The organism is Variovorax sp. GW458-11-26-14-LB1, assembly GCF_059423965.1.
The window spans coordinates 137523-161164 of the sequence record NZ_JBWKYW010000006.1 but is presented as its reverse complement, the minus strand read 5'-3'; the positions used below and the strand labels follow the sequence as shown (position 1 = coordinate 161164).

At 62.8% G+C, this 23642-nt stretch carries 19 protein-coding genes and 1 pseudogene; 7 read left to right on the top strand and 13 right to left on the bottom strand.

Features of this window, described 5'->3' with window-relative positions; genetic code table 11:
- Positions 1–101 precede the first annotated feature (101 nt).
- The 3 genes from AC07YS_RS06765 (at position 102) to AC07YS_RS06755 (ending at position 3662) form a co-directional block, all read left to right on the top strand.
- Complete coding sequence (locus tag AC07YS_RS06765; protein ID WP_492699119.1) at positions 102–1520, top strand: hypothetical protein; 1419 nt, start codon at positions 102–104, stop codon at positions 1518–1520.
- Between the two features lie 144 nt (positions 1521–1664).
- A complete protein-coding gene (locus AC07YS_RS06760; protein ID WP_492699121.1) occupies positions 1665–2543 on the top strand; it encodes a hypothetical protein in 879 nt (292 codons plus the stop codon).
- A gap of 123 nt (positions 2544–2666) precedes the next feature.
- Complete coding sequence (locus AC07YS_RS06755) at positions 2667–3662, top strand: site-specific integrase (protein WP_492699123.1); 996 nt, start codon at positions 2667–2669, stop codon at positions 3660–3662.
- A 722-nt stretch (positions 3663–4384) separates the two neighbouring features.
- Here the strand turns inward: AC07YS_RS06755 and AC07YS_RS06750 are convergent.
- From AC07YS_RS06750 to AC07YS_RS06725, 6 genes and pseudogenes are all read right to left on the bottom strand, one after another.
- Positions 4385–4657 carry a hypothetical protein gene (locus tag AC07YS_RS06750; protein WP_492699125.1) on the bottom strand — a complete coding sequence of 91 codons (273 nt, stop codon included), beginning with the start codon at positions 4655–4657 and terminating at the stop codon, positions 4385–4387.
- Between the two features lie 276 nt (positions 4658–4933).
- Positions 4934–6016: an alpha/beta hydrolase family protein gene (locus AC07YS_RS06745; protein WP_492699127.1), complete on the bottom strand. Its 1083-nt coding sequence runs from the start codon at positions 6014–6016 to the stop codon at positions 4934–4936.
- Entirely contained in the window at positions 6013–7695 is a 1683-nt protein-coding gene (gene mhpA / locus AC07YS_RS06740) for a bifunctional 3-(3-hydroxy-phenyl)propionate/3-hydroxycinnamic acid hydroxylase MhpA (protein WP_492736774.1), read from the bottom strand. Before mhpA (AC07YS_RS06740) ends, AC07YS_RS06745 begins: the two co-directional genes overlap by 4 nt.
- A gap of 79 nt (positions 7696–7774) precedes the next feature.
- A pseudogene (locus AC07YS_RS06735) lies at positions 7775–8838 on the bottom strand (maleylacetate reductase).
- A gap of 14 nt (positions 8839–8852) precedes the next feature.
- Entirely contained in the window at positions 8853–9152 is a 300-nt protein-coding gene (locus tag AC07YS_RS06730) for a Dabb family protein (RefSeq protein WP_492736770.1), read from the bottom strand.
- Positions 9149–10033, bottom strand: coding sequence for an intradiol ring-cleavage dioxygenase (locus AC07YS_RS06725; RefSeq protein ID WP_492736768.1), 885 nt, complete (start codon positions 10031–10033; stop codon positions 9149–9151). Before AC07YS_RS06725 ends, AC07YS_RS06730 begins: the two co-directional genes overlap by 4 nt.
- Before the next feature lie 122 nt (positions 10034–10155).
- On the opposite strand from AC07YS_RS06725, the gene AC07YS_RS06720 reads away from it, so the two are divergent.
- Together AC07YS_RS06720 and AC07YS_RS06715 are read left to right on the top strand one after the other, a co-directional pair.
- A complete protein-coding gene (locus AC07YS_RS06720; protein ID WP_492699137.1) occupies positions 10156–11088 on the top strand; it encodes a LysR family transcriptional regulator in 933 nt (310 codons plus the stop codon).
- A 577-nt stretch (positions 11089–11665) separates the two neighbouring features.
- Complete coding sequence (locus AC07YS_RS06715) at positions 11666–14629, top strand: NACHT domain-containing protein (protein WP_492699139.1); 2964 nt, start codon at positions 11666–11668, stop codon at positions 14627–14629.
- A 368-nt stretch (positions 14630–14997) separates the two neighbouring features.
- On the opposite strand, the gene AC07YS_RS06710 is transcribed toward AC07YS_RS06715, so the two are convergent.
- Genes AC07YS_RS06710 through AC07YS_RS06690 form a run of 5 tightly spaced genes read right to left on the bottom strand, consistent with a single transcriptional unit; the run spans position 14998 to position 19079 of the window.
- Positions 14998–15372 carry a nuclear transport factor 2 family protein gene (locus AC07YS_RS06710; protein ID WP_159275335.1) on the bottom strand — a complete coding sequence of 125 codons (375 nt, stop codon included), beginning with the start codon at positions 15370–15372 and terminating at the stop codon, positions 14998–15000.
- A 3-nt stretch (positions 15373–15375) separates the two neighbouring features.
- A complete protein-coding gene (locus AC07YS_RS06705) occupies positions 15376–16224 on the bottom strand; it encodes a fumarylacetoacetate hydrolase family protein (RefSeq protein ID WP_159275336.1) in 849 nt (282 codons plus the stop codon).
- A gap of 31 nt (positions 16225–16255) precedes the next feature.
- The gene (locus tag AC07YS_RS06700) at positions 16256–17008 is read right to left on the bottom strand and encodes an IclR family transcriptional regulator (protein ID WP_235944342.1); all 753 of its coding nucleotides are present in this window, start codon (positions 17006–17008) and stop codon (positions 16256–16258) included.
- 21 nt (positions 17009–17029) lie between these two features.
- Entirely contained in the window at positions 17030–18529 is a 1500-nt protein-coding gene (gene mhpA, locus AC07YS_RS06695; RefSeq protein WP_492699143.1) for a bifunctional 3-(3-hydroxy-phenyl)propionate/3-hydroxycinnamic acid hydroxylase MhpA, read from the bottom strand.
- Entirely contained in the window at positions 18522–19079 is a 558-nt protein-coding gene (locus AC07YS_RS06690; RefSeq protein ID WP_159275338.1) for a VOC family protein, read from the bottom strand. The genes mhpA (AC07YS_RS06695) and AC07YS_RS06690 overlap by 8 nt, the downstream gene beginning before the upstream one ends.
- 148 nt (positions 19080–19227) lie before the next feature.
- Here AC07YS_RS06690 and AC07YS_RS06685 point away from each other — a divergent pair, with 148 nt between their 5' ends.
- On the top strand, positions 19228–20217 hold the full coding sequence (locus AC07YS_RS06685) for a Bug family tripartite tricarboxylate transporter substrate binding protein (protein ID WP_159275339.1): 990 nt from the start codon (positions 19228–19230) through the stop codon (positions 20215–20217).
- Between the two features lie 429 nt (positions 20218–20646).
- Here AC07YS_RS06685 and AC07YS_RS06680 read toward each other — a convergent pair whose 3' ends face one another.
- On the bottom strand, positions 20647–22386 hold the full coding sequence (locus tag AC07YS_RS06680) for an MORN repeat-containing protein (protein ID WP_492699145.1): 1740 nt from the start codon (positions 22384–22386) through the stop codon (positions 20647–20649).
- Between the two features lie 218 nt (positions 22387–22604).
- On the opposite strand from AC07YS_RS06680, the gene AC07YS_RS06675 reads away from it, so the two are divergent.
- Positions 22605–22877, top strand: a complete 273-nt coding sequence (locus tag AC07YS_RS06675) for a hypothetical protein (protein WP_492699147.1) — start codon at positions 22605–22607, stop codon at positions 22875–22877.
- A 67-nt stretch (positions 22878–22944) separates the two neighbouring features.
- Here the strand turns inward: AC07YS_RS06675 and AC07YS_RS06670 are convergent, their stop codons facing one another.
- On the bottom strand, positions 22945–23250 hold the full coding sequence (locus AC07YS_RS06670; RefSeq protein ID WP_159270756.1) for a hypothetical protein: 306 nt from the start codon (positions 23248–23250) through the stop codon (positions 22945–22947).
- Positions 23251–23642: the final 392 nt, after the last annotated feature.

Below are 23642 nucleotides of genomic sequence, written 5' to 3'. Positions count from 1 at the left end.
TTGTTGACAACGACTCGAGGCATGCGCCTGAGTTTTCTGTCTCCAACACTAAGAGTACACAAACTATCCGTTTTGTTCCGAAGCGGTATCTGGCAAACTAAATGAAAACCAAACGTAAAGTGTGTTTTTTTACTTGTGCAGTTCGACCAATTGGAGGATTCATGTTCAACGGTTTGATTTCAGAGGGGATTGATGCGATCCGAACGGCGTTCCGGGACGGAGGCGAACGATCGTCGCGAGCAATGCTGATGATCGCGGCTGCCGTAGTTCTAACCGCCTGCGGCCCTGAAGCGCCGCCTTGCAATGACGCTGAGGTCACCGAAACCGTTCTTGGAATGGTCAGCGATGCCAACGACGCACACTTGCAAGGCTATCCAGCCAAGAGCGCTGACCTTGCCACCTTCGCGCTGGAGACGCCCACTGTCACTTCGTATGACGATAAGCTCAAGTTGCGCAGCTGCAAGACCACGATCGTGATGACCATCAAGCCCGACAAGCTGGCGCAGATGAACGAACTCATCCTCAACCCGATGCCAAACCTGATCGGTGCACTCGTCGCCATGTCAGGCCAGACCTCGCAGCTGTACCCCGCCGAAGTGCGCGGCGAGGTCGCCTACATCCGGTCGCGCAACAACAACGGCCCAGTCCCACAGACTCCCATGCGAAAGTCGCTGGTCTACCAGATCGTGAAGCAGGAAGGGCGAAACGAGTTCGTCACCACCACCAACGTGAGCGTGGATGGCACCGTCCAGTACCTGCGGGTTGCTGCCGTCGCCCAGCAGCGCACCGAGGCGCAAGCCGAAGCGAAGAAAGCGCAGCTGGCACGGCAAGCGGAGATCGATCAGCTCTCGGCGAGCGGCAACTGGCGCAAGTCTGTCTACATCATGGATTACGGCACCGGCCACAACGACCCGTCCTACTGTTTCAAAAACAACCTCTACTGCATTCACGGTCGGGACGAAAAGGGCGACGACGTCGCCTACTACGAACTCGACCAGAAGATCGTCGATCAACGTGGTCGCGATTCAATGTCAGAGGCTTTGCGGGCGCGCAAGCCGGTTTGTCTGGTGGGCGTGCAGAAAACGCAGAATCCAAATGTCTTTCGGGCGCGAGGTTACTCCACCGTCCGCAACGACAAGGGCGAGGCCGTGGACTGCTTGCCGGGCGCGGAGAAGGAGAACTGGGCTGCATTGGTGGCGCAGACAAAGAAAGAAGAATCGGCTGCCGCATCCGGTTCCGGTGCCCCAGCTACTGCGGCGCAACCTTTGGCTTCTGCCCCCAGCACAGGTCCTGAGAGCTTGATGTCTCTGGTCACCAAGTACGAGCCTTGTGGCGAGGAGGCCGTGTGCCTGCATACCGTCAAAGGCAACGTCGTCTGGATGCAGGCTGGGCAGATGCGCCGCATGGACTACGCGTTGCTCGACAAGGCGATCAGTAGCAAGACGCCGGTGTGCCTGCGCGACGTGACACGCACTGACGCCAAGAACTTCGCGGCCGATGGCCTGGACAGCGCGTGCTGAGGGCAGTGCCGTAGCGACCCCGCGTCGCTGATACAGCCCTTTGCGAAGGCGCCGTGCTGGCCGAGAGGCTGGTGCGGCGCTTTTGCTTTTCCGTCTTCATTTCACTGCCACCGCCCTGTGCGAGTGGCATCGAAGGTAAATTCCATGAATATTCTTCACACTCCCGCCGACAGCGGGCCGAGCGGTGCTGTCCGCTTGATCGGCATCGGTGCTTCGGGCCGGCGCTTGGTTCAACGCTTTCACAGTCACATCGATACACCACTGCACACGCCGTTGGCAGATCTGCTGGACCAAAAGCCGAGTTACATCGAGATCGATGCAGGCGAAGCGGTTCATGTGGTCGAGCAAGTCGACCTCGAGAACGCGTGCATCCTCTGCTTGGCCTTTGGCTTTGACATGACATCCGCTGAAATCGAAGCAGCCATGCTCTTGGTCTGGCGCATGTGGGGTCGAGATGCGCATGCCATCGGCATCGTGCTCGGTGCGAACAATCATCCGTTGCCGCACGATGGCTCGATGCTCGGCATCCTCTGCGATTCGATCGACGCGCGCATCGACATTGCCGAGCCAACAGATGCCGCCCAGCTCGCGCCATTGCAATGGTTATATGTCGGACTGCAACGCTCGGTGTTGGAGGGGCTTTCGATTCTGGGCCCGGCCTGGGACCACTCGGATGTCGTTGAAACCTTGGACTTCGGCCAGGTGCAGTTCGAGCTTTTTACGCAACCGCTGGACGAACCCGCACAGCTGGACGCAGCGATGGTGGCTGTCTTGGAGGACCTGAGCGAGCGGGGGATCTGGCTTGAGCAGGCGCTGGGCGCGGTCTTGGTGCTGTGGGCGCCCTCCGAATACCAACTCACGGTGCGCACGGTACGCGGCCTGGGGAGAACCTTGGGCGAGGCGCTGGGGGAGGGGGCGTTGCACCTCACCATCCGGCTACGCAGTCGACCTGCAGTGGGTGAGCAGACCGCGTATCTGACGCTGGTGCTGAGCTTGCCGCGAACAACGACGGCCCGTAGGTAGACCGCTGCGAAAGGTGTCCACGGCATTCGCCATGGCATAGCACTTCGATCCAGCGCCCGCGTTTGCGGGCGTTGCTCATTCACAAGAGCCCATCCCCTCAGCATTCACATAGCGAGCAAGATCATGAAAAGAGTTCGCAGCGATTCATCAAGGCGCGCACCCGTCACGCACAAGCCATCTCGGGCAATCAGGCCAGCAAGAGCCCAAGTCGAGTTCGAACACTATGTCGCTCACGCCGTAGCCGACAGCACGCGTCGCGCCTACGAGGGCGATCTGCGGCATTTCCGGGACTGGGGCGGCAGGGTGCCGGCCACGCCAGCGATGGTGGCGCGGTACCTAGCAGCCTACGCAGGCAAGGTCAAGGCCAGCACGCTCAACCGTCGTCTGGCTGCGATCTCGAACGCGCACACGGCGCTGGGCAAGCCTTCGCCAACGCGGTCGGAGCTGGTGCAAGCGACGATGCGCGGGATTCGGCGGGTGCATGGCACGGCGCAGAAGCAGGCCCAACCCATCAGCATTGAGATGCTGCGCTTGCTTGCCAAGCCGCTGAAGCACCTAGACCCGGTGCGAGATCTGCGGGACAGGGCCTTGCTGGTGGTGGGATTTGCAGGAGGTTTTCGAAGATCGGAGCTTGCTAAGCTGAAGCTTGAGAGTCTGGCATTCGGCGCTCAAGGTGTGACGGTGACACTGGCGCGCTCAAAAACCGATCAGCAGGGCAAGGGTAGGGTAGTGGCGTTGCCGCCTGGGCCGGGGCGGTTGTGCCCGGTCAAGCTGCTGAAGGCTTGGATTCGGCTACTGCGCGGGGCGACCGTGGAAGGGGAGCCGTCGCTGCCCTTGTTTCGCGGGGTGAATCGGCACGGGCAGCTAGCAGGTGCGTTGAGTGGAGCAGCGGTCGGAGGTGTGTTGCGGCGGCGCATGCATGACTGCGGCCTTGACCCGAGCGGCTTCTCTGCACACAGCCTCCGTTCGGGATTGGTCACCACGGCCGCCAAAGCTGGTGTTCCGACGTGGGCAATTCAGCGGCAGACGGGGCACCGCTCGGAGAGCACGGTGCATCGCTACATTAGGGGGCTTTCGGCGTTCGAGCGAAATGCCTTCGATGCATTGACAAGGGCGTAGTGCAGGCACGTTTCAAGGTCCAACAACGACTGCTTCAGACTGCGAGCTGTCTTTCAGTCATGACGTCTGACCGTCGCCTTCGGGCCCAAATCGTGCCACAGTACTGCAGGTCTGGAATTGGCCGGGCGCGGTCCTCAGCGAACACACATCCTCAATCTGAGGCAAACCGGGTGATCTGGCTCAACGGTAAGCCCACTTGTCGATTGAACGCGGTTATCTCAACGCCCAGAGCCCCGTCTCTTCGCGCACCGACAATTTCGCACCAGTCATGATTTCCCGCGCGCAGCCGTGCTCTATCACCCTCTCTCAAGGTGAAGAATGGAGCGGAGGGAGGCGCTGGCCTCACGAGTTCCTCGGCGCCGCCGAGCCGTTCAATTCCCCATAGTGCAAAACGGTACTCCTCTTTTAGGGAGACACGCACCTCATCCTGCATCGATTCAATTTTCTCAATCCAGCAGAGTCCGGGGGCCGCGAGTGACAGAGGCGCCACACCACAGCCCAAGAGTAGAAGGATAAATTCAAGGAGGGAATGCCTACTTCTGATTTTCATCACGATCTTTTGATAGGTGTACGCGGTGACAAACGAATGATTTCTATGTCCGTCGCAGTATGCAAACGAGGAATGCATCCGCGAGTGGAAGCCTTAGTGTCAAGCGTTACCTGGTGATGACAACTAGTAGTTGAAATGCGATGGCTGCTCTTGGCCGCTTGATGTCGGTTGCTCATTGAGCGCCTTCAAGGGCCTCGATGTATGGCAGCACCTGTGGATGAGCCTGAACCCACTGCTCGCCCAAGTACGTCGCTACGGAACTCGATCCGATGACGCTCTCGATTGCCCCGAATTTCGAAGCGGCCTGCAGCAGACCGTGGGCCGCATGCATTGCCTCCTCGCTCGCGGCCGCCTCCGGCCCCCCAGCTTCGATGCCCCACTCCTTTTGAATTGCCGCAATGAGTTTGCCTGCGGCGGCCTCAAGTGGTGTTCGCGAGCGTGTCATGGACGCCAATCTAACCTGCTTGTGAAGGTCCGGTTGTGGCCGATAGTACCCATTCGTGCGAGGCCAAGGGATGTCGGCAAACGCTGCATAACCGCCTTACGTCGACGGCTGGTTCAGGCTGGCGGTAGTCGCTTGTCTGACAGGCGTTACTAGCAAGATCGGACGCCAGTGGCCTTGCATGAGCTTGCTTCCAATCCCGAAGTTGCCCCGTTACCGAATGAGCTCGGGTCAAGACGTCGTTCTGTACCGCTGCGCTGAACCAGCGGTGCCACGAAGTCAACTTGGCGCGAGCCGCCGGGCAAACCAGTCCGCCACGAAGGCGGTCCGCTGCGCCGCATGGTTGTAGATCGTGTGCTCGCCGTCGTCCCACACGCGCAAGGTGACGTCGGAATTCGTCGCGGCGTCCAGGAAGGGCTGCTGGTCTTCCATTCGAACCAGTGGATCGGCACCGCCGTGCAGCACGAGCAAGGGGCAGTCGATGCGGTCCCGCCCGGGGCGAAAGCGCATGCGCTCGAAGTTCTGCTGGATGGCCTGTTCGTCGTCGGTGCCCAGCATGGCCGCGGCCTGCTCCGCGAAGGTCCGGAAGGGCAGCAGCGTCGGTGCGGCCAGGCTGCTGTTGATGCAGCAGGCGCGAATGCGCGCATCGGCCGCGGCCGTGCGCGCGGCCCACAGGCCCCCGACGCTGTTGCCCCAGATGCCGGGCGTACCGAGCGAGGCGTCGTTTGCGATGAAGGTGACGAACTGGCTGTAGGCCGCCTCCATGTCCACATCGACATGGATGCCCTGGTTCATGCGCGTCTCGCCCTGGCCCGGCCCTTCGGCCAGCAGGGTGGCCAGGCCGCGTCGCGCGAGCGCGCGGGCGATGGGCAGGTAGGCCACGCCCCAGCCACTCTGGCCGCCGAACACCAGCACCGTGCCGCGCGCGGGCGCTGCGTGCGGTCGCACCAGCCAGCCGACGAGATGGCTCGGGCCGAAGGGCACCTCGACCCGCGTCATGCGGCCTTCGGACCCTGCGCACAACTGGCGCGTCGCCATGGCCAGCTGGTGGTAGAGGGCGCGCTTGCGCGGGGTGTCGTGGTTGAAGGCCATCTGGGCGAACAACAGGTCGGCCAACGCCGCTGCCTGCGCCTCGGCCGCCGTCACGCGATGGCCGGCAGCCTCGGCCTGGCGGGCGCGCTCCAGCTGCGCCTGCGCCAGTGCCTCGGCCACCTGGTCCCATGCCTCGCCGGCGCTGGTGCGCTGGAACAGGGCCTGGGCGTCGGCGAAGTCCATGCCGCAGTCCAGCAGCCGGGTCATCGGCATGGCCCGCTGGAAAGCCAACGTGGCGGAAGAAGAGGGAGAAGAGGGCGCGCTGCTCATGTGGCCTGCTCCGCGGCGAGCGGGGCGGCCCGTGCGCCGGTGTCGTCGCTGTCGAGCCAGTGCAGCTTGCGGCGCAGGTCGTCCACCAGGGCCGCGAGCGCATCCATGCGGGGCACGGAGCCGAAGACGATGAAGTCCGGTCGGCCGATGTAGGCCTGGAGGCCGTGCTCGGCCATGAACCCGGACATCTCGCCGTCCAGCTCGACCACCGCACCGGGCACTCGCTCGTCCTGGGTCAGCACCACGACGTGGCAGCCGAGTTGATCCAGGAACGCTTTCTGGCCGGCGCCCAGGAACGGCGTCGGGTCCTCGTGCGCCACCAGCAGGAAACCATGGCCCACGACATCATCCAGCAGGCCTTCGGCCTCGCCACGGCGCACGAGCGCCTGCGGCCCCGGTACGCCCGTGGACGCCAGCAGGCTGCCGTCGGCTTCGCGGTGCAGCACGCCGTTTTCCACCTTCGGGAAGGGCGGCATCGGCGGCATGGTGTGGGTGCGGAAGGCTTCGTCGCGCGCGGCGGCTTTCGCCACGTCGTCTTCGTTGGTGACCTGGCCGAGGAACAGCGACATCTCCATGATCTGCTGGGCGTGCGGGCGGCGCTCGGCTTCGTAGCTGTCCAGCAGCGCGGGCGACGCGCGGCCGCTGAGCACCAGGTCGAGCTTCCAGGCCAGGTTGATGCCGTCGCGCATGCCCGAGCAGGCGCCCTGTCCCATGTAGGGCATCATGGCGTGAACCGCGTCGCCGCCCAGCAGCACGTTGCCTTCGCGCCAGCGTTCGGCCATGCGCGTCTGGAACGTGTAGACCACGTGGCGCAGAAACTTGAAGTCGCTCGGCCCGACGCCGTACTTCTCGCCCAGCCAGCGCCAGCCGTGGGCCGGGTCTTCCCACGCCTCGATGCTTTCGCCGTCCAGCAGGCGCACTTCGAAGCGCGTGCGGTTGTCGCCGATGGGCATGTACATGTGGCCGCGTGCCGGGTCACAGAAGATGGTCAGCCGCTTGAAGCGCTCGGCGGCGTCCGACAGGTTCTCGGAATCGAGGTTCAGCCAGCGGTGCTTGTGGCCGTAGTCGTTGCGCTCGATGCCCAGCGCGCGGCGCACGAAGCTGTTGGCACCGTCGGCACCGATCACGTAGCGGGCATTGAACGTGCGCGCAGGCTCGGCCCATTGCTCCTCGCGGGCCTCGGGCGCGCCGTCCTTTCCGCTGTTCGTGCGCTGGATGGCCACCGTCACCCCGTCGGCGCCCTGCTTGAGGAACACGGCCTCCCAGCCGCGCAGCAGCTCGACATTGGGCAGCGTGGCCACGCGGTCGTGAATGGCGTCCTCGATGTCGGGTTGGTAGATCGAGTTGTGCGCCGCGTAGCCGCACTGCTTGCCCTTCCACCCGAGCTCCAGCAGCAGTTCGCCGGTGGCATTGACGTAGTGGTAGGTGTGCAGCGGAAGGGAATCGCGCATGGCCTGGTCGACATTGCCGCAGGCCTGGACGATGCGCGCAGCCTCGCCGTCGATGTGCGTCAGGCGCGGCAGGCCGTACATGGTGGGCCAGCGTTCGACGACCACGACCCGGTGGCCGGCCTGGCCCAGCAGCGAGGCCGCCACCAGGCCGGTGGGGCCGTAACCGATCACGGCCACGTCGTAGGACGCGTGGGCGTCGGGTTGCGGATTCGCTTGAGGGGGATTCATTGTTTGTCTCCTGGGAATTTTCGGGGGGACGCAACCGGGCTGCGCCATGAACGAACGAGCGAAAGAAAAAACGGAAAATTCAGTCCGGCCTGACGCCATCGAAAGCCGCCTGCAGCACGGCGCGCACGGCCGCCCGATCGATGGGCCGCGGGTTCCAGTACGGGCGCTCGGTGGCGATGTCGGCGGCGCGGTCGAGATCACCCTCGGCCATGCCCAGCTCGCGCAGCGAGGTCGGCGCGCCGTTGCGATGGGCCAGCTCCCACACGCCGGCGGCGGCACTGCCGTGCGTGCCCAGCGCCTGCGCCATGTGGCGCATCGCTTCTTCGGCATGCGAGGCGTTGAACGCCAGCACATACGGCAGCACGACCGTGTGGGTCGGCGCATGCGGCAGGTTGAAGCTGCCGCCCAGCGTGTGGCACAGCTTGTGGTGCAGCGCCATGCCGCCGTGGGCCAGCACCGTGCCGCACAGCCAGGCGCCGTACAGGGCCGAGCCGCGCGCCTCGAGGTCCGCTGGGTCGGCGTGGATGGCCGGCAGCCCGGCGGCCAGCGCGCGGATGCCTTCCTGCGCCATCAGGCGGGTGACCGGATTGCCGTTGGCGGCATACAGGCCTTCGGCCGCGTGCGCGATGGCGTGATGCCGCTGGTGACGGACAGGCCCACCGGCAGCGTCAGCGTCAGTTGCGGGTCGTAGATGACGGTGCGGGGCAGCACCCGCGCATCGGTGCCGGTGCGTTTCTCGCCGTCCTGCGTGATGCCGTAGATGGGCGTCATCTCACTGCCGGCGTAGGTGGTCGGGATCGCCAGGATCGGCAGGCCGCTGTCGAGTGCGATCGCCTTGCCCAGGCCTATGGTGGAGCCGCCGCCGATGGCGATGGCGCAGTCGGCGTTGCGCTCGCGGGCCACCTCGCGCGCCTCGCGCGCCACCTTGAGCGGAACGTGCATGGTGGCCCGGTCGAACACGCCGGCGGCACGGGCGCCGAGGCGCGCGGCGATCGCTTCGGCCGCGTGCCGCTGGTCGGGCGTGCACAGCACCAGCGCGCGCCGGACGCCGAGTGCGTCGAGTTCGGATTCGAGTTGCAGCAGGGCGCCTGCGCCGAAGACGACGCGGCCCGGCAGCGACTGGTAGACAAAGGATGAAGGCATGCGAGGCTCCTGTCTCAGCGCTGGTAGTCGACCTGGTGGCGCGACGTGCGCAGCGCACCGAGTTCCTGGCGCACCCGCAGGTGCTCGGGGTGGGCCGCGTACGCGTCCAGTGCCTGCTGCGACTCGAAGTCGGCCACCAGCACGGCGTCGCAGGCATGGTCCACGTCGCTGCGGTCGATGCCCACCTCGATGTGGTGCAGGCCGGGAATGCGTCCGACGAGGCTTTCGAAGGCCAGCTTGACGCGTTTGCGTGCATGCATCCTTTCTTCCGGCGACTCGCCGGCGACGCGCCACATGACGATGTGCCGGATCACGCCCGCACCTCGGCCTTGGGGTTGAGCACGAAGTCGTACTGCAGCGTGTGGAACGGCACGTCGGAGTGCGTCCCGTCCGGCGCCGGGCCGGCCTCGTGGCGCACCCAATCGGCCACCAGCGTCGAGCGCACGCCGAAGACCGCATCCGAATCGAGGTAGCTGTCGCCCTCGCGGAAGATGTGGGTGATCAGCCGCTCGCAGCCGGGCGCGTCGATCATGAAATGCAGGTGCGCCGGGCGCCAGGGATGCCGGCCCAGCCCCGACAGCATGCGACCCACCGGGCCGTCGTGCGGAATGGGGTAGGGCACCGCCAGGATCGAGCGGAAGTGAAAGCGCCCATCGACCCCGCTGCGCAGTCGACCCCGCGCCCGGTGCTCGTGGGTGCCCGAAGCATCGGGAAGCTGCACGTCGTAGAGGCCGTCCTCGTCCGATTGCCACACATCGATCCACGCGCCGGCGATGGGGCGACCTTCCAGGTCGCGCACCTGGCCGCTGACGTGGCAGGGCTCGCCGTGCGCGCCATTGGCGATGTCGGCGCCGTGCTCGTACACCGGCGCGTCTTCGACAAAGAAGGGGCCGAAGACCGTGGCCTCGGTGCAGGCCGGCGGCTTGGCGTTGTTCTGCGCCGTGACGAGCGTGGAGAGACCCAGGGTGTCCGACAGCAGGATGAACTCCTGGCGCTTGTCGTCCGTGATGTGTCCGACGTCGGTGAGGAAGCGGATCGCTTCCATCCACTCGGCCTCCGTCAGCCGGACCTCGCGTGCAAAGGAATGCAGGTGCTGCACGAGGCTCGTCATGACCGTCAGCAGCCGCGGATTCTCGCAGCGGCACATCGCGGCGATCACGGCCTGGGTGATGGTGTCTTCATTGATGTTGCGCACGGTGCTTTGCTCCTGGTGAACCAACCCTGGCCCTCGATGGGCGAATGATGTACCGTCAAAGAATGGAAAAAAAGAGCTAAATACGAAATGTCATTTCCTAAAAATGGAAGAATCACTTGAGCATGGACCGCTGGGCGCAGATTGAACTTTTCGTGCAGGTCGCGGAGCTGGGCAGCCTCACCAAGGCGGCCGAGCGGCTCGGCCTGTCGAACGCGGCGGCAAGCCGCTACCTGACGGGGCTCGAGGAGCGGCTGGGCGCGCGGCTGGTGGAGCGCACCACGCGCCGCATGTGGCTGACCGACGCGGGGCGCAGCTACCACCAGCGCTGCAGCGGGATGCTGGCCGAGATGGCGGAGGCCGAGGCCGAGGTCAATTCGGCCAGCACCAACCCCAGCGGGGTGCTGCGCATCACGAGCTCCGTGTCGTTCGCGATGATCCACCTGGCGCCGGCGCTGCCGGAGTTCCACCGGCGCTATCCCAAGCTCACCGTGCAGATCACCGCGGCCAACCGTTATCCCGGCTTCATCGAGGCGGGCATCGATGCGGCCATCCGCACCCGGGAGCACGAGGGCGACTCGGGCATCACCGTGCGCCGCCTCGCGCAGATGCGGCGCGTGCTGGCCGCATCGCCGGCCTACCTTTCCGCGCGCGGCCAGCCGGCCTCGCCCCGGGAGCTGCCCGCTCACAGGATGCTCGTGTACTCGCTGGCGAACGACCCGTACGTGCTGCACTTCAAGCGCGGCAAGGAGGCGCAGGCGATCGGCATCGCGCCGACCCTGGACGCCAACGAAGGCCAGGTCATCCGGGCCGCGGCCCTGGCGGGCCTGGGCATCCTGATCCAGCCGCAGTACATCATTCACGACGACATCGTGGCGGGCCGGCTGATCCCCGTGCTCCGGGACTGGGAGCTGCCGCAGCTGACGATCAACATCGCCTACCAGAGTCGCCGGCACCAGCCTGCGAAGCTGAAGGTCTTCACCGAGTTCCTGGTCGAGCGATTCGAGAAGCTCGACCTCGAGAGAAAGTGGGCCTCGTGGGCGAAGGCGTCAGGATGAATCGCTTCGGGTGCCCTGAGCGCTCTTGAACTGTTGAAAATGAATGTCATCGTTCTGACACCAAGGGAGAAAGCGCGACGTTGCAATGTCGTTCGCCTCGCACGGTGACGTCCGCTTTTGCTGCCTCGCGGTCCTTCGGGTATGCCCGCTTCAGACTGCGAGCAGTCAGCCACGAATGACCGCATGGAGGATGGCTGTTGTCATGCGGTAGACCTTTAGATCGAGCGGTCAGCCGCTTGGACTGCAGCGGAGGCAGGTCGTTAACTGGAGCCGTTGACTCCGCAGTGTGCGGTGCCGTAGACGGGGACAGTATCCCTGCCTCTTACTTGGCATGAGAGGGCAACTCTTTGATAGCCCTTTCGTAGGTTTTCGGCGGCGAAGCTTGTGGCGCGCAGGATTTGTCGGCATCTTTATGCTGCACAAATTTCTATGCCATTGCTCGGGGATCCAGCAATGGCATTGCCTGTGGGCCGGGGAGGTGTCCGATCTTGCCGATTGCAGTTCGCCGTAACATCTGCTCATCCATGGGCGCCGTTCTGCGCCCAGCCAGGGAAGGCACAACGTTATGAGGAGCGTGATGTCCAATCAAGATCGAAAAAGCTCATTGTCCAAGCCCGGCCCCGGGCAGTCCAATGGAGTCCCAAGCGCTGGGCGGACCATTCGCCTCGCTGACATTCAGAGCAAGGGGGCTGGCGGACGCAACGCCACCCCAGCGATTAAACCCGTCAAAGTCGTTCTCGCCCTGCCGTCTAGACCAGCTCCGGAGCCAAGCGAAGTCTCAAGTCGATCCAAGCCAACCCTTGCTCCATCAGCTGGACCACATCAGGATCCACTCGGCCCCGTGAGCGCGCCGTCGGTTGAACCAGCGTTGCCCCCAGCAGCACCCGCCCGGGCCCGCACAGCTGAGGCGAAGCCCGCCCCATCCTCAAAGAAGCCCGTCGAACGCAAGTCAACCAAGACAGAGATCGGCACGCCCTCCAAAGCCGAAAATGCAGGGGGCAATTCTGCAGAGCTCACCGCCACCACCCTGCCATTGGCGGTCGGGGAACTCTTTGCCCTGAACAACTATGACGTCCAGTATTCAAAAAAGATTCATGGCGCCGAAGTTGACATTGTTGCAACCCCCAAAGGTGGCGGATTTGGGTCCACCATTTATTTAGAAGTAACTGTTCAGTACGTCGAAAATACAAAGTACGGCAAAGACTTAACCAAATTTTCCCTCGTTCGAGAGATGGACAAGAGTTGTGTCTGCATCAGTGTTTCGACAGCTGGTTTCACACCAGACGTTCGGGAGCGCGCAGGAAAGACCGGCATCACTCTTCGTACCTACTCAGAAATTTTTGCTCAATTCGAAAAATTCTCTGCATACGTTGACGGGGTCTTGGGTAATAGGGAAATTTCGGCACTTGCGGCTTCATATGAGGAACCATACTTCCGAGATGATCGAGGCGAACATCTTGCTCCAGAATGGCTCAGCGAATGGATGCTTGGCTCCGGTACTTCCTCCAATTGGCTCGTGGTACTTGGGGAATATGGAACCGGAAAAACCGCGCTGACCCTAAAACTGCAGCACGATTGGCTGCTGAGCTACCAACGTGCTCCAAACCACCCAATAACAGTTCGAATTGAACTGCGCAACTTTGTTCGTCAATTTGATAGTCGCTCTCTTCTTCATCACTTTCTCGACTCAAACCAGCTGGGCCACATTCCAGTAGATTTTTTGCTGCATTTAATTCGCAAGCGTCGAGTGATTCTTCTGCTGGATGGCTACGACGAGATGGCGCAGTTCCTGAATGCCAGAGAGCGTCGCGCTTGTCTGGCGGCACTTGCGGAACTGGCTGGAGAAGGGGCAAAAGGAATTCTTACTAGTCGCCCCAACTACTTTACTGAGGCAGAAGAACTTCACGTTTTCGATGCACTTTACGTATCACTGGAGCAAAGCGGCTACTTCGTCGGGCAAATGGACAAACTGTTCTTTGCGCAAGAACAGTCCGTTGATTCCCTGCTAGAACGATACCTTATAAACAAGAACGAGCGTTACCTTCGCGACTTGACTACCGAGCAAACGAATTCGCTGGTCCGAAGGAAGCTCGCAGGAAATCCTGCCGGACAGAAAGTGGTTTTGGATCTGCTGGAGAAGGTCTTCCGCGATGAAACCGAAGGGCGGCGCCAATCACTCGGCGGCAAGCCTGTAATTATTTCCTATCTCCTTGAGCTTGTTGAATATCTGTCGGGAGGCACGGGTGACGAAAAGGCGGCGTCTCTAAGTGAATGGCAGATCTATAAACTGATTGTTGATCGACTCATGCTGCGCGACCTACAAAGGTCACCGACTACGCCACCCGAAAAGAGACGGGAAGCACTGCAGCGATTGGCAATACAGTTATCGTCAAAATCTACACCGGGAGCGACTGAAGCACACTTTTACGCAGTGATTGACGATCTCTTTCGAACAGAACTTCGGCGCCTTAGCCCCGAGGAGCAGCGAACTAGAAAAGATGAACTCTTCCAGGACCTTCGCAGTTCAACGACACTGACCAGATCTGAACGAAGTTCATCGTCCGTCTGGCAGTTCTCCCACAACTCGCTTCGCGAGTATCTTGTTGCCGAAGTAATCGTCGGATCGATGTACGCCGGTAGTCCGATCGACCTGACCTTGCCGATTACACGCGCCATGCGAGGATTCGTGGCAGCACTGCCAGGAGAGTTGGCGACAAAGTACCTGCAGGCGATGGAAAGCTCATGGACAAAGCGTTCGCAGCAAAACCTGGGAACCTACTTTTCAGCGGCATTCGATCTTCTACGTACCCGGCCGGAAGGTCTTCGACTGAGCTTGGCCAGACTGATGCGCGCGCCTGAAGGGAGGCTGGAGTTCAGCGATGTGTCGCTTAAAGACATCGAGTTCACTAGCGTCGAAATTGGACAGCGCGCCCAATTTATTTGCAATGGAGCCACCTTGACGGAAGTGATTTTTCGTGGTCTGGATATGAGGGAAAGCAATTTTGAAGGAGCAACATTTGATCGCTGCTCTTTCATTGATTGCATACTGACTTCTTCTAACTTGAAATCGACCCTTCTATTCGAGAGCAACTTCAATCAGGTCGAGGTCGAGGAGTGCGACTTCACTTTGATGGATAACGACTCCAACATTGTGGCCGCCAACTCTGAGGGGGAGCCGATTATTCTTTCTGGTCGAGGGGCCGTGGGATTTTTTAGGTATCACGGCGCCAAAACCGACGATGTAAGTCCGTACCACGAGCTGCGACATCACCCTCGTTTTTCTATTGTTCAGAAAATTTGCGAGCGAATCTCTGAGCAACGAAATAGCCAATTGCGCGGCCTCACGCAACGAGGTGCCGCCCAAGCAGACCCACCGTTTGCTCGCGAGTTCATGAATTGCCTTGTCAGGGCAGACTTAGTTGAGATTGACGGAAACAGTCTGGTTTCCGCCACGTCGAAAGGTCGCAAGGACTTGCCTCGTCTTGTCGCTCATGATGAACTGCCTGAATCAGTTGCAGAGTTTCTGAGAGAGCACCGCTAGCGCTGTACCCGCATACCCATCTCTTGCAGCGCGCTGAGGCCTAACCCTCGCTTGAGCCGACTCGCGTCGGCAGGCCACCGCTAGCGGCTCAAGTTCAACGCAACGGCCGCTTTCGGACGCCTACTTGATTGAAGGACAGCAACCGCTGCGAAGCCGACATTGGTTGCTTTCTAGCGCGAGGCCGCCTTGCCGCGAGTCCTGCCGGTCGCCGTCCAAGGTCTACTAACGCTGACAGGCCCAAGCAGTCATGGGCCGAGCGTTGACCTCGGCATTGCGAGGCGCGGCGACCATCAGCAGGCCGGGCAAGAGGTTATTCGTGACGGCCCCCCGAAATCATGAAGCGGTGATGCGGGGCGTGACTTCCGCGCTCAATGTGCTGGCAGGGTCGTACCTTGGAACGCGGCGAGTTGCCATGCGTCTTCGCGCCGCAGCCACACCGCCAGGTAGCAAGTCGTGATGTCGCGCAGTTCACCGTCTCGGTGCACCTGTGCGTGCATTTCGCCGGAGACCAGGGCGCAATCCGGCATGTGCGTTACCGCCAGCCGGTCGAAGCAAAGGCGCTGGTAGACGACGTGTCCCGAGGTCAGCCTGGCAATCAGGCTCTCACGCGAATCGGCGCTGCCGGTGGAATGCACGTAGCGCAGATCGGGCGCCAGCAATCTGCGCAAAGCGTGCTCGTCGCCGGCGAGCATCGCTGCACGTCGTTCTTCCTCCAGTAGGAGGATCCGCACGGCCTGGTCCAAGGCTCACTCGTCGCAGATGCCGTTGCGCAGCACACCGATCGCGTCCACCTCGATCTCGCAGACATCACCGGGCTTCATGAAGACCTGCGGCGTGCGCTTGTTGCCGACGCCACCCGGCGTGCCGGTCACGATGACGTCACCGGGCGCAAGCGGGACGAACGTGGAGATGTAGGCGATCTGGCGCGGAATGCTGTGCACCATCATATCGGTGGTGGCCCGCTGCATCTCCTGGCCATTCAGCCGCGTGACCAGCGTCATCTTCTGGTCGGCGGCGATCTCGTCGGCCGTCACCATCCAGGGGCCGAAGCTGCCAGTGCGCCAGAAGTTCTTGCCCGGCGTCCACTGCGAGGTGTGAAGCTGCCAGTCGCGCACGCTGCCGTCGTTGTAGCAGCTGTAGCCGGCGATGTGCGACCAGGCATCGGCTTCGGAGATATGGCGGCCGCCCTTGCCGATGACGATCGCGATCTCGCCTTCGTAGTCCAGGCGTTCGGAGGCGCGCGGGCGCACGATGTCTTCGCCGTGGGCCAGCTGCGAGTCGGCCACGCGCAGGAAGATCACGGGCTTTTCCGTCACCTCCTTGCCGGTCTCGCGAATGTGCTCGGCGTAGTTCAGGCCGATGCAGAAGATCTTGTCTGGGTTGGGAATCACCGGCAGCAGCCTGACGTCGGCCAGGGACAGTGTGGCCGTTGCGGCGGCCACCTTGGCGGCTGCCTGCGAGACGAGGTCCGCGGCGATGAACGCCTTCAGATCCGGCGCACGATCGGCAAAGATCGCGCGCAGATCGACCACGCGGTTGCCCACTACGGCACCGTAGCCGTCCTGGCCGTTGTGGTGATAGCTGATGAGTTTCATGGGAATTTCCTTGGGGAGGGTTGGGGTGGATCTAGGCCAACCGACCTCCGATGCGCGTCGTGGCCTCGGTGATCAGTCGGACCAACTTTTCAAGGTCGACGATCGCCAGGCGCGAGGTATCGAATACGAGGGAAATGGCAGCCCAGGCGCCGCCATCCGACTTCGGGATGGGTGCGGCCACGGCCGCCAGCTGCGGCTCCAGCTCGCCGTTGGATACGTAGTAGCCCGCCTTGCGGATGGCCGCGTAGTAGCGGCGAAACTCCGGCCACTCCGCGGGCAGCCCGCAACGCACAAGCTCCTCGTGCCGCGACTCGAAGACCTTCTTGAGCTGGGCGGGACCGAAGGTGGACAGCAGCACCTTCGGCGCACCACCGAGGAACAGCGGCCGCGGGCGGCCCCGCCCGTAGGCCAGCTCGGCCGGCATGCCGCCCATCTCGCGGTGCGTGTCGAGCACCTGCATGCCGAACACGCCCGTCACCACGCAGTCGAAGCCCGTGGCCGCGACCAGCTCGCGAAGGATCGGCAAGCCGACCTTCAGCACCGGATCGGCGCGGCGGATGTAGTGGTCCAGCAGGATGATGCGCGGCCCCAGGGCGTAATGCGAATCCTCCACGCGCTGCAGCAGGCCCGCCTGCAGCAGCAGGCGCACGTAGCGGTAGCTCGTGGGCAGCGAAACGTCCAGCGTCGTGGCGATGTCTTCCGCCGTGCGTGTCAGATGGGTGTCGTCGAAGAGGTCGAGCACGCCCAGCATGCGTTCCAGGCTCGACGTGGAAGATTCGGACACGGCAGTTCCCCAATGAATAGTTCATGGCGCGACGGGGAGGTATTGCGAAATGCGATCCAGATCAGCCCCTGATCGCGCCACGCCGACGATATATCGGTCGGGCCGCAGTATCACGGCATTGGCGTCATGCGCCTGCAGCCAGGCGTCCAGGCGTGGATCGGGGCGGTCGATCACCACGGCATCGCTGTGCAGCCAGCGCTGCACCGTCGCCGGCGCGGCCGCCGAGAGCGTGTTCCTGTGTCCGATGACCGCACTTCGGCGGCCGAGCAGTTCATCGAGCAGGCGTCCGTCCGCGAGTCGCGGCTGCGGAAAAGGCCGGCCGGCGGGGCCGTCCGCCGCGGCGTCGAAAGCGCCTGCGCCGAGCAGCTGCGGCGGCAGCTCGAAGATCTCCGGCTGACCGGCCTTGAACTTCGCATCGCGCTCGGCGGCCTGCTGCAAGTCGGTGGTCTGGATGATGCTGCCCAGGCGCACGGCGAGTTCGATCAGCGCGCGCACGTGCGGCTTGCGCTCGGACTCGTAAGTGTCCAGCAAGGTGTGCGGCGCGCGGCCGGCAAGCACCGCATCGAGCTTCCAGGCCAGGTTCGAGGCATCGCGGATGCCTGCGCACATGCCCTGTCCGAGAAAGGGCGGCGTCTGGTGGCACGCGTCGCCGGCGAGGAACAGGCGACGCTCGCGCCATCCGTCAGCGATCACCGAGTGGAAGGTGTAGATCGCTGCACGCTCCAGCGTCGCCTGGTCGCGGCGCACCCAAGGCGCCACCATCCCCCAGAGATGGTCTGGCTGGACGAGCGCCTCGCGGTCGTCGTCGGGCAGCACCATGATCTCCCAGCGCCGGCGCGCGCCCACCACGTGGCAGTAGGTCATGGGCCGGCGCGGATCACAGTGCTGCACCGTGTGATCGGGCAGGTCCACCGGCTGCGTCAGCACCACGTCGAAAACCAGCCAGGGCTGGCGCAAGCCCAGGTCGACCATGGGACTTCCGATGTGCTGGCGGATGGGGGAGCGGGCACCATCGCAGCCGACGACAAAGCGGGCCTGCGCCGAATGCATCTGGCCGCTGTCCATCGCGCGATAGCTCAGCGTGGCGACATCGGCGTCCTGCCGGATATCGATGAACTCATGCCGCCGCTTGACTTCGACCTGCGCGAAACGCGCGATGCCATCTCGCAGCACCGCCTCGAGCTGCGGCTGGTGGAAGTAGTAGTTGTTGGCGCATCCGTGAGGGCCGAGCGCGGCCGTGCCGCCGCGGATGAGCATCGTCTCGCCCGCGCCGTTGACGAAGTGCATGCCCTGCGTGCCGGGGCGGGAGATCGCCAGCACCTGCTCGCGAAGACCGGCCGCCTGAAAGGTGCGAAGCACCTCGCCGTCGAAGTGGATGGCACGCGGCAGTGAAAAGATGCCGGCCTCTTTTTCCAGCACAAGCACGGACCGGCCTGCTGCGCCCAGCAGGTTGGCGAGCATGGCGCCGGTCGGCCCCAAACCCACGATGGCCACGTCGTAGACGTGCGAGCACTCAGGCATTCTGGTCTTCCTGCATGCGGCACGCGATGTCGGCCTGCCATTGCGCGCGGCTCATGAATTTGGGAAAGCGCTTGGCGATGGCCTCGGCCTGCATAAGGATGGCCTCGTCTGTCTGCGCCAGGTCAATGCTCTCGCGCAGCGGCTGGTCGCAGTACCACGGCGTGTCCATGAACAGCTCGAGCCGATTGCCTTCCGGATCGCGGCAATACACCGACACCGCGTTGCCATGGGTCACCGGGTGCATTTCGGTGGCGCCTTCTGCCAGCAGCCGGTCATGAAAGCCGCGCAACGTGGCCAGATCGGGTACCCGGAAGGAAATCTGGTTCACAACGTTGAAGGTCATGTCCGCGGGCCGTCCCGTGGCGAGCACCAGCTGGTGGTGCTCGGTGGGATCGCGGCTCAAGAACACCAGCTGCACCGTGCCTAGGTCGCCCGCATCCGTCTGCGTGAAGCGAAGCGCCTGCTTGTAGAAGCCCGCCATGCGCGGCAGGTCGGTGACGTACAGGCCGATGTGGCTGAACTGCAGATTCGATGTTGGGGAAGGTTGCATCAATTTGTCTCCATTTGAGAACGGGCGGCATCAGCAGGGCGTCGATTGGATGAATGTTTAGAATATTATCGTATTTTGATAATGTAAGTGATTTTTGTATGATCCGATCTCGTGCAATTGGCACGGATTCGCAGATGGAGACAAATTCATGACCTTCCTCAAGAGGCTCGCCGTCCATTCGTTGGCCGCCCTGGCGCTCGCCGCGGGCTTCGCCTGTGCCGCCACTGCTGCCCCTCAGGCCGAGTACCCCACCAAGCCGGTGCGCATCATTGCCCCCTTCCCGGCAGGCAGCGGCCCCGACGCCAACGCCCGGGAACTCGCGGCCGAGCTCACCAAGATCCTGGGGCAGTCGTTCTTCGTCGAGAACCGGCCGGGCGCCTCGAACATCATCGGCACCGAGGCGGCGGCCAGGGCGCCTGCGGACGGCTACTCGCTGTACATCGGCACCACCAGCTCGCTGTCGGTGGTGCCGCACCTGTACAACAAGCTGCCGTTCAATGCGGAGCGCGACTTCGCGCCGATCAGCCTGCTGGGCGTGCTCAACACCGGGCTGATCGCCCACCCGGGCGTGCAGGCCAGCGACGCGCGCGGGCTCATTGCCCAATTCAAGGCCAGACCCGACTTCGCGTCGGTTGCCACGCAAGGCATCGGGAGCTATTCGCACCTGTCGGCCGTGTGGTTCAACAACGTCGCGGGCGTGAAGGCCAACCTCATTCCGTACAACAGCAACAGCCCGTACACCGACCTGCTGGCGGGCCAGATCCAGTTGATGTTCGATGGCTTGCCGGCCGCTGCGAGCAACGTGCAGGCGGGCAAGCTCAAGCTGCTGGCCATCACCGGCAAGGAGCGCCACCCCAGCTTTCCGAACGTGCCGACCTTCGCGGAACAGGGCTTGCCCGACTACGCGCCCATCGCCTGGCAAGGCGTGCTTGCGCCCGCGGGCACGCCGCCGGCCGTCCTGGAGAAACTCAGCGCGGCCATGCGCAAGGTTTGCCAGTCGCCTGAGCTGGCGAAGAAGTGGCGCGACTACGGCGGCGAACTGCGCTGCAACACGCCGGCCGAGTTCACGGCGTTCATCAACGCGGACCGCGCCATGTGGGGCAAGGTGATTCGCGAGGCAGGCGTGAAGCTTGACTGATCGCGTCACGCATCAAATCGACCCTCACCCTCAACTTTGCACCTGCGGATAACGCACTCTCAAGCCCTTCGCGATGCTGAGCGCTCCAAGGCATCGCGCCGTCAACCTATCATTGTTTGGAGTTGCCCTCGATGGGCTGCCTTCGGAAGATCGCAATCGGTTCGTGATCAAAGGAGAGCCAGCATGACAGGGATCGAAAGTGGGCCTTGCTTCAGATGGGGCGACCACTGTGTCGTGGTGACGGCTGCACGCCGCGGGGATGACAGGTGGGCAGCCGTCGCTATCTCCGGTGAGCAAGGTGGATGCGCCCCCCAAAAAAAAAAAGCGACGCTTACGGCACTAGAGCGGGCTGCTAGCGTGCTGACAGGTGGCCCAAAAGCAGATCACCGTTGGCGCACCTCTTTGAGGCGAGATTAAAAACCTGCCTGGTCAGCGCGCCGTTCGGATACCCCCGCCGCCTGAAGAACTGCGGGGCACGCCACAGGTCTGCTGGCATTCACACGAATCAATCGGCAAGCAACGACCAGTCACAGGGTCATAGCCGACCGCGGACTGCCGCGCATTGTTTGCTGCTGATGCGACTGGAGGTTTGCTCACCGCTCCTGCTGATGAATGAGCCTGCGGCACGCAGCGACGCCCGCCAGACTGCACTTGGTTGCAGGCGCTTTCGGCCGCTGCGTACTGTCGTTGGCGCTCTTGTCGCTCCGCCTCGATCTGTGCCGGTGTGGTGCCGTCCGTCGGACAGCCGCCGGCAATCATGTCCAGCACCGTCTTTGTCATGAACATCACCGTTTCCGTCCTAGCGGTCACCGATGCATTGGGCGGCACCCTGGTCGTCATGACAGTTTGCTTCATGGCTTCGCAGGTCTGGCTGGAAAGGCGCGTTCCTGCGGGGCGGCCGGCTGCGTTTGCCGTACCCGCTGGCGACGAACCTCCGCCCGCTGCCGTGCTGCCACCGGACTCACCTGTTATCTGCCGCGCCGTCGTGGCCGTCAGCGGATGGTCGGGGAAGCGGCTCATCAGTACGCGCTGCACTTCCCGGGCGCGGGTGCGGTCGCCCTGAACGTTCAGTTCGTCGGCTCGCGCGAAGAGTTGGCCGGCATTCATCGCCTGCAAGCTGGCACGGAATTGCTGCTCGGCCTGTGCGGCAACCTCCTGCTTACGTCGTTCCTGCTCTTGTGCCTGCAACAGCTTGTCTTGCTCCGCCTTCGCCTCGGCAGCCTTGCGTTCGGCCGGAAGATCAATCTCAGCGATAACGGTCTTGCCTGATCCGTCGTATTGTCTGCCCACCGATAGCTTGCCTTTTTCGTAGTTGCCCGCTTCCGCCAATGTGCCGTCTGCACGCAACAACCGCCCCGCGTCATGCAGACTGCTGACGATACGTCCTTCAAAGCGCCGGCCGTCGGCATAAGTCTTGATTCCGGTGAAAGTTTGTTTGCCGTTGTCGTAAGACCAAGCTCCATCGAGCAGGTACAACTCGTCGCCGCTGATACTGAGGATTTGCCCCCGAAAAAAGTGTCCATCGATAAATCTTCCGACCGTGCGGGCAGGCCCGTCGATGGACTTTCTCCCGGTCATCGGGTTGGGCGTCGTCTTCCTTGGTGCGTCTCCGTCGCCCTTCAGGCCGTTATCGCCGAATGTTCCGCGCTCGATCGAGCCATACTCCGAGATCAACGTGCCAACGCCTTGGCTTTTGCCGTCGCGTACCTGTCCGTAATAGACCCACTGGACGTTGGTTTTCCACCGGCCGGTCAACACCTCGCCTGCTCCGACCGCGCGAACCACGTCGCCGATTTTTCGGATCGTTTCTCTGGCTTCTGGGGAGCGCTCCTCCAAGTCGCGCGCGTTCGCGTAGGCCTCGCCTCCCAAAACGGCGGTGAACACTGCGTCCGGCGTGACCTCCTTGCGGATGCCAAAAAGCGTTTTCGTTCCCTCGCCGATAAGCGGCTGCAAGCGCTCCAGATAACCTTTGGCATCGGCGCAGCGGCGATGGCTGTTCAGGACATAGCCGCAGCCAATATGCGCTTTGCAGAGCGCCGCAATGGGCGCAACGGTCTCTTCCTTCAACTCCTCGCACTTCAACTCAGGCAGGGGCTGTGCGTGGGCGCTTAGGGGGATGGCCAGAACGCTTGCCCAGAAGGCAAGGCCCAGCGCGGTTGTCTTCATCATTGGGGCGTCTCCTCGATCCGGACGGCCAAAAGTCTAGTCGTGCAATTTGTAGACCAAATACCGCATTTGTGGGAGCCCACGGAACCCGGTGACCACAGTGCTCGGGTCAAGAAAAAGCCCGCACGAAGGCGGGCAAGGGCGCCTCGGGAGGCGGTTCAGATGGGGAGCTAGACGAAGTCCAAGGAGCTAATTGTTGACAAGAGTAATGCAAATTACTAATGTTCGACGATGTGCGAAGCCGCCGGCTGTTTCCTCCGACCGCATCGGGTGCAGAGATGACCCGCACGGATGTGGCGCTGCGTCTCTCCGAGTTGACTGACCTGGACCTGGCCAAACTGCCGGACGATGCCGTTTCGCAAGTCTTGCAGATGATCGGTGAACTGAACCCGAGCAGTAGCTGCTACGAGTCCAACGTCGAAACGATTCTGAGCCTAGGGGCGGTGATTTGGACATTTCCGCCGCACATGGATAGGGTGGCAAGCGGCGTTTAGCGATCGCTCTGGACTTCGTTCACGAGGTCAGTGTTGAATGACAAGCAGCGCCGATGCGAAGCGACCTCTATCGCCGAGGCCGAGAAGCGCCCCTGCACTGATTTGACCGTGGCCGGCGCATATGTATTCTGTGCGCCGCACCGCCGAGTTTTGGCCTCTGGAGCCTAAAGACAGCATGCGCCAGTCTCGCGATGTGGCGCGGGTCATCGTTGAAGGCGATGGAGTAGACAACGCGGCACACCATGGTGAGCCAGTCACCGTCGAGCTTGCCGTTGCACTGGTCGTGCAGCTCTTTCTTAAATTCGTGCCACCACGCCTCCTGATCGGTCAGGGTGCGGCCGGCGATCACGATGAGGTTGGCAGGCTTCCACATGGGCGGATGCTACTTCTCGCTTTCTGCTCATGTGCAATTTCACATCGACCAGCCCTCGGTCTACAGTGCCGAGCCGAGTCGCAACAACGCTCCCTGCCTATGATCACCGTGAGGAAAAAGTACAGTCCCCAACGCGAAATCCTCAGACGACAGGGATGATCGAAGGCTGGGGTCTAAGCCTCTATGCGATGGCCCAATGCGGCAAAGCGATTGAGGAGCGCAGGCGTGAGGAACAAATCTACATGAAGGTCTAGACGGCCATGCCACGCAAGCTACAGAGGTCGATGCAGGCCAGACGACGATGACGGTCCGTTGGGTGCTCTGGGGCTGTTGTTGCCGTAAGCTGCGCAAGTATCCGTCGGCGGCGTGGGGCAGCCCCGTCTGTGCGCCAA